3 protein-coding genes are annotated in these 5,978 nt (G+C 60.6%); all 3 read right to left on the reverse strand.

The features are described 5' to 3' along the window. Positions 1–2,879 (reverse strand): DUF6531 domain-containing protein (locus AVHM3334_RS23230; protein ID WP_284415815.1); only part of this gene is annotated, 2,879 nt, incomplete at its 3' end. 317 nt (positions 2,880–3,196) lie between these two features. Beyond that, positions 3,197–4,120, reverse strand: a complete 924-nt coding sequence (locus tag AVHM3334_RS23235) for a hypothetical protein (RefSeq protein ID WP_284415816.1) — start codon at positions 4,118–4,120, stop codon at positions 3,197–3,199. A 16-nt stretch (positions 4,121–4,136) separates the two neighbouring features. Beyond that, a partial coding sequence (locus tag AVHM3334_RS23240) for an RHS repeat-associated core domain-containing protein (RefSeq protein ID WP_284415817.1) occupies positions 4,137–5,978 on the reverse strand: 1,842 nt, incomplete at its 5' end.

Raw genomic sequence — 5,978 nt, forward strand, 5'->3', positions numbered from 1 at the left:
TCGCTCCTTGCCCGCTTGCCCACCAGCCGCCCCAGCACATCGCGCTCCAGGTGCGTGACCTTGCCCGGCCCGGCATCGCTGCCCCCGGCCTCCACCACATGGGTCAACTCGCCCGCGGCGTTGTACCCATAGCGCTGGTGGCGGCCGTCGAATCCGATCTCGTCCGTGAGGCGGTCGGCCGCATCGTAGGCGAAGCGCGTCTGCGCGCGGTTCTCGTTGTCCAGGGCGATCAGCCGCTCGGCCCGGTCGTAGTGATAGCGCAGCACGCCGCCGCGCGCATCGGTGCGCTCGGCCGGCTGCCCCGAGCCGTGGTAACGGTAGCGCGTGGTGCCGGCCAGCGGATCGGTGTAGGCCAGCAACTGGCCCTCGCCGCCCCACTCGTAGCGGTGGGTGGCGCCGGTGGGCTCGGCCACCTCGCGCAGGCGCCCCAGGGCATCGTGGCGGTAGTGCGTGGCCTGGCCCAGGGCATCCACGCTGGTGGCCAGATGGCCCAGGGCATCGTAGGCGTAGCGGCTGGTGCGTCCCGAGCAGTCGGTGTAGGCCACCAACTGGGCGGCGCCGTCCCACTGCAGGCGCCGGGTGCGGCCGGCCGCATCGGTCATCGCCACCGGCAGGCCCCGGCTGTCGTAGTCGGTGCGGGTGGTGCGGCCCAGCGGGTCGGTGGAGCGGATGCGGTTGCCGCGCGCGTCGTAGGCGTGGGTCCAGGTGTGGCCCAGGGCGTCGGTCACGCGCACGGGGCGGTCCAGGGCACCGCCTTCGGTGCCGTACTCGATGCGTGTGGCGTTGCCGGCGGCATCCAGGTGCAGCGTGAGGTTGCCACGGCGGTCGAACACGGTGCGCGTCTCGCGGCCCAGGGCATCCACGGCCGCCTCGGGGTGGCCGTTGGCATCGAACGGCGTGCGGCTCACGTGCCCCAGCGCATCGCGCACGGCGACGATGTCGCGCCGCTCGTCGAAGGCAAAGCCCAGGGTGCGGCCCAGCGCGTCGTGCATCCAGGTGCGGTGCCGCTCGTAGGTGAACTGCTGCGCCGCGCCGCTGTCCAGGTTGTGCGACAGGATGACGCGGCCCTGGGGGCTGGGCTCGTCGTACTCGTTGCGGTGGCGCGCGCCGCCCGCCAGCGTGTAGCCCACCAGCAGGTGATGGCTCCATTCGAAGCGGCGCACCTGGCCCTCTGCGTTGGTGTGGGCCACCAGGTTGGGCGGGGCTTGCTCGCTGCCGGGGGCATCCTGTGGGTCTGGCGAATATTGGTAGCGCGCCAGCAGGGTCTCCTGGCCATCCGCATGCAGGGCGTTGACGGTTTCCAGCTGGCCGTCCGCGCTCCAGCCCAGGCGCAGCCAGCGGCCCGCGCTGTCGGTGATGCGTTGCGGGCGCGGCGGGATGCCGAAGGGGTCGAAGCCGCCGGATGCGGTCTTGCCGCCACCGGCCCGGATGTTTTTAGCCGATCCGTCTGCCAGCCGTTCTGCGAAGTCGCCCGGCTCGAAGTGCAGTTGAATGCGGTTGCCGTTGCGGTCCGATAGCGCGAGCAAGGGCAGGCGCCACTGGCCTGGCGCCTGCCGTGCGAAGTGGTGCGTGCGCCCGTCGGTGTGAACCAGCTGCCAGGCGTGCACGCCGGTGCGGCGCACGGTGAATTGTTCGTAGGCCTCGAAATGTTCCTGCCCTTGGGCCAGCAGCGGCAGGCGCACCGCGCGCCCCTGCGCGTCGTGGTAGAGCAACTGATCGGCCTGCAGCCACAGTTCGGTGGCCAGCGGGTGGCTCCAGCCCTGGCCGAACCAGCCGCCGGTGCGCGCGTCGCCGCTGCGGTATTGGCGTATCCAGGCCAGCGCGAGGGGGCCGCCCATGCGCAGGTCGGTCTGCGTGAGGGACTTCTCGCCGGTGGCGATGACCACGGGGTGCTTGCTGGCGCAGGGGCACTGCGTGGGCTGGTCGGCCGGCTTCTTGGAGGTCTCGACCTTGTCCTTGTCGTTTTCTTTTTTCTTGGCGTTGCGGGACGACTTGCGTTTGGCCAGCAGGGAAACGAGCAGGCTGGCCCCGGCCCCGGCCAGGAACCTCGCGGCGCGCTTGGCCAGCGCACGCTGCTCTTGGGCCGTCAGATCGGGGCGGGAGAGTTCGGCCAGCAGGCCACCCACTTCTTCCTTGAGAGCGGCGGCGGTCTGCGCTGCCGCATCCACACGCTGGCCCACGCGCACGGCAGTGGCGGCGCCTGTGACCGCAGCGCCCGCACCAGAACTGCCGAAGGTGGCTGGCGTGGCTGCGGCCAGTGCCGCGGTGCCCAAAGCCATGCCGCCATCGATGGCCAGTTCCTTGAGGGTCTCCAATGTGAACAAGGATTTGAGCGCCTCAACGATCTCTTCGCCGGCCTCATCGGCCATCTCGAGCCCCAGGTCGCCATCGAGCTGGCTTGCGATGCCCCGGACGTTCTTGGTGATGTTCTCCAGCGCAGGAAAGTAGCTGAAGACCGCTGTGGTTCCCACGTCGGTCAGGTGGCGCACCGTCTGCTTGGTCTCGATCCAGACCTGCTTGCCCCACTCGCCGATGAAGGTCGCCGGGCCGTCGCGCACTTCGGTGTTCACGCCGCCCTTGCCCGAGACCTGCGGTGCGTGCTGGCCGTTCATGAGCGCGCTCTCGGCCGTCGCCACATCCGTGCCTGAATGAAAGGTGGAGCCTGCCGGGTTGCCGATGGAGCCGCTGTCGTTGCGGTAGGGCGCCGTGCCCGGCGTGTCCTTCTTGCGCAGGAAGACGAAGTCGTCCGGCTTGTTCACCGTGCCGGCCGCCGCTTGCGACACCACTTCTTTACCGTCGATATAGACCTTGCCAGCCATGGGGGAGGAGGAAAACGAAAACGGTGCGCGAGGGACGGGGAAGCGGAGGGTGAAAGACAAGCCGGTTGCCAGGTAGGCGATTCAAGCCAAATCGGGCTCCAGCGCAATTGATACTAGGGCGGTGTGCTATTAAAAAGAGAGCATCTACTTGGTTCGGTATTTCAATTTACTTTGGAATTTGCCCTATCTTTGATATTTGATTAATCAAAAATTTTATTCCGAAGGGTTGAAGAGTGATGCTAAAAGGCTTGCGAAATTTTGGATATCGTAATCACTATCAAATGAAAATTGTCAACACGCCATCTTTGGTCGTTTGATAATTATTTGAATCAATAGTTGTGAAAAAGATGGATTATTTGGAGGGCTTTGAGGACTCTCTAAATTATGGGGTCGTAGAACTTGTCGCATGTTGGAATATAAGATGCTTTTAATCCAGTGTGGGCCATTTCATCTTGATGTAATTTATTTGAAAAGAAATGGCTTTCCCCATCTCTGTTAATCACTTTTTTGCAAAAGAAATATTCAAGCATCTCAAATTCGCTAATAAAATCAACTGAATTTGCTGTGTCAAGCGATATGCATCGAAATTCTTTTTTTGCGGCCAAAAATTCCCAATCTTTTATTTTTTTATAATCTTCGAACATTATATTTTCTATGCTTGACGAACGTATGATTGCATCTACATTCTTTAGTTTTATTGGACTTGCTACATGCAGTGTTTTTAATTTTGGCAGTTTTTCTAATCCATCGAGAGAAGCCATCTTTCCATGATCATCTAGCCTTAGTCGCTCCAATCTAGTAAAGGCTGCCAATGGAGATAAATTTGCGTCGTCGTATCCCATAATGTGCAAATCGATTATTTTTCCGCAATCGATCTTGTCTTTAATAGACTCAATATTTTTTGGCAATGTTAATTTGGACAAATTTTTTGCTTCATGTAAATCTGGAAATGAAGAAATTGACTTGCCTAAAATTTGAAGTTCTTTAAGTCCCTTAAAGTAAGATTTTTCAGAAGAGGAAATTATTTCTATAGGGTTAACTGAATTGAATGTAAGTTTATTGATTTTATCGATTTTGGTTATTAAATCAAGCTCTACAAGGCTGGGGTTTATTGCGGATGAAATACTCAGTGTGGTGCAGTTGTATTTCTCAAAAAATGCATTGAAGTCGAAGAGCCGTTTAACGTCAAATGCTAAACCTTGTTCTTGGGAAGAAATGTTATATATGGACACCTGGCCTGTAGAGGATAAAAGTGTTTCACCAATTCGTTCAAATTCTAAGTTTAGTATTTTTTCAATCATTATTTATCCTCGGTTTTTACATTCCGCTGCCGGGCGCTTTGGCTGTAAGCATTGCAATTAATTTGGCGCCATCTACTGCTACCTTTGCCATGAGTCCAGGGCATTTCGCTAGGTTGATTGACCCTTTCGTTGTTCCTGCATCCAATCTGCCGGCTCCCGGTGAGGTTGCAATATTCAAAAGTGGTTTTGTTCCAGGCATGCCTCTGTAGGTAACCATCGCCATATGCTCTACCATTTCAGCATATTCTGCCTCTGCAACGGCAGCGCATGGCGATTTTGTGTTCATATGCACTCCCCGATCCACACCAGTTGGCCCACCGGCTCTTTGCCGAACTGAACTGCCATATCGGTCGTATGGCCCTTTTCCTATATAAGCACGCCCAGAGTTTGTTTCGAATACATAAACTCCACCGCCGCCTGCCGCCAATCCTAGCGGGTCGATCCACCAAAATGGGTTGGGTGCATATTCAAATATATTAATGCCGCCCTTCAATCCAATCGGATCTTGAGAAACAAACCGCCCAACCACCGGATCGTAATACCGGAACCGGTTGTAATGCAGCCCGGTTTCCTCATCGAACTGCTGCCCCTGGAAGCGGAAGGGTTGATCGATGGACGGGCCTGGAGTGGAGGCCGCTGTTTTTCCTCGATGCCACTGGCTGGCACTGCCCACCGACACGCCACCCGTTCCGGTGCCAAGCACCGTCTCCCTGATCCGTGCCTCGCCCCAGACCTTGTAATCGGCCGCCCAGGCAATGCGTCCTGCTTCGTCGGTCAACTCCTGCGGCGTGCCGATCTGGTCGCATTGATACCAGTAGGTGCGGGTGTCTTGCGGCGTGCCCTGCACGCTCGCCAATGGCACGAAGCTGCCGGGCTCGTAGATGAACAGGCTGCTCTTGCCCCCGCGCTGGCTGTGCACCATCAGGTCGCCGTCCCACAGATACCGCGTGGTGCCGAAGGCATCGGCCTTGGCCACCCTGCGGCCCAAGGCATCGTAGGCGTAGCGGGTTGCCTGGGTCACCCCGTGGCGCGTCGTGGTGGCCTCTGCCAGTTGATGGTCTGCATTCCAGCGAAGTTCGGTGACCTCCTGATGCCCTGCCTTCTGGTTGCCCCGGGTGCGCTTGGTCACATTGCCGTGCAGGTCGTACTCGAAGTGCAGGTCCTGGTAGAACCGCAGGCGGTTGTCGCCCACGACACCCAGGCCCTGCGATGTTCCCGGCGCCGATCGATCTTCCTGCTGGCGCTGCATCTGCGCCTGGCTGGCATCCAGCAGGTTGCCGGCCGGGTCGAAGGCGAACAACTCGCGCGGTTGGTGGCTGCCCTGGCCGGGCAGGGCGGCGAGGATGCGGCCCACCGGGTCGTAGCGGAAGTCCTGTCGGCCGCGCAGCGTGTCGGCGCGGGCGATGAGCTGGCCCATGGCGTCGTAGGCGTAGGCGCGCTCCAGCACCGGCCCGGCGGCGGGCTGGCCCCGCGTGGTGATGGCGGGGGAGGACAACGGCGATGCCGAGGGTGAGCCCGCGCTCGTGGACATCGCGGCCCGGTGGCGCACCAGCCGGCCGGCCGGGTCGTAGTCGTACTGGCTTTGCAGCGCGCCCTGGCTGCGCTGCGTCTCGCGGTGCAGCGCATCGCGTTCGATGTCGGCGATGACGGCGCGGGTGCCTTGCGAGCCAGCGCCGGTACCGGCGTCGGCACCCGTGCCGGCCTGCGCAGGCTCGGTCAGCCCGATCTGGTGCAGGTGGCCCGAGCCGTAATGCAGCCAGTCGAGCGCCCGCCCATCGGGCAGGGTGGTGCGGGTGCGGTGGCCCAGCTCGTCGTACTGGTGCGACAGCGTGCGCTCCAGGGGCTGTCCGTCCTCTCT

The organism is Acidovorax sp. SUPP3334 (assembly GCF_030159055.1).
Lineage (GTDB): Bacteria > Pseudomonadota > Gammaproteobacteria > Burkholderiales > Burkholderiaceae_C > Paracidovorax.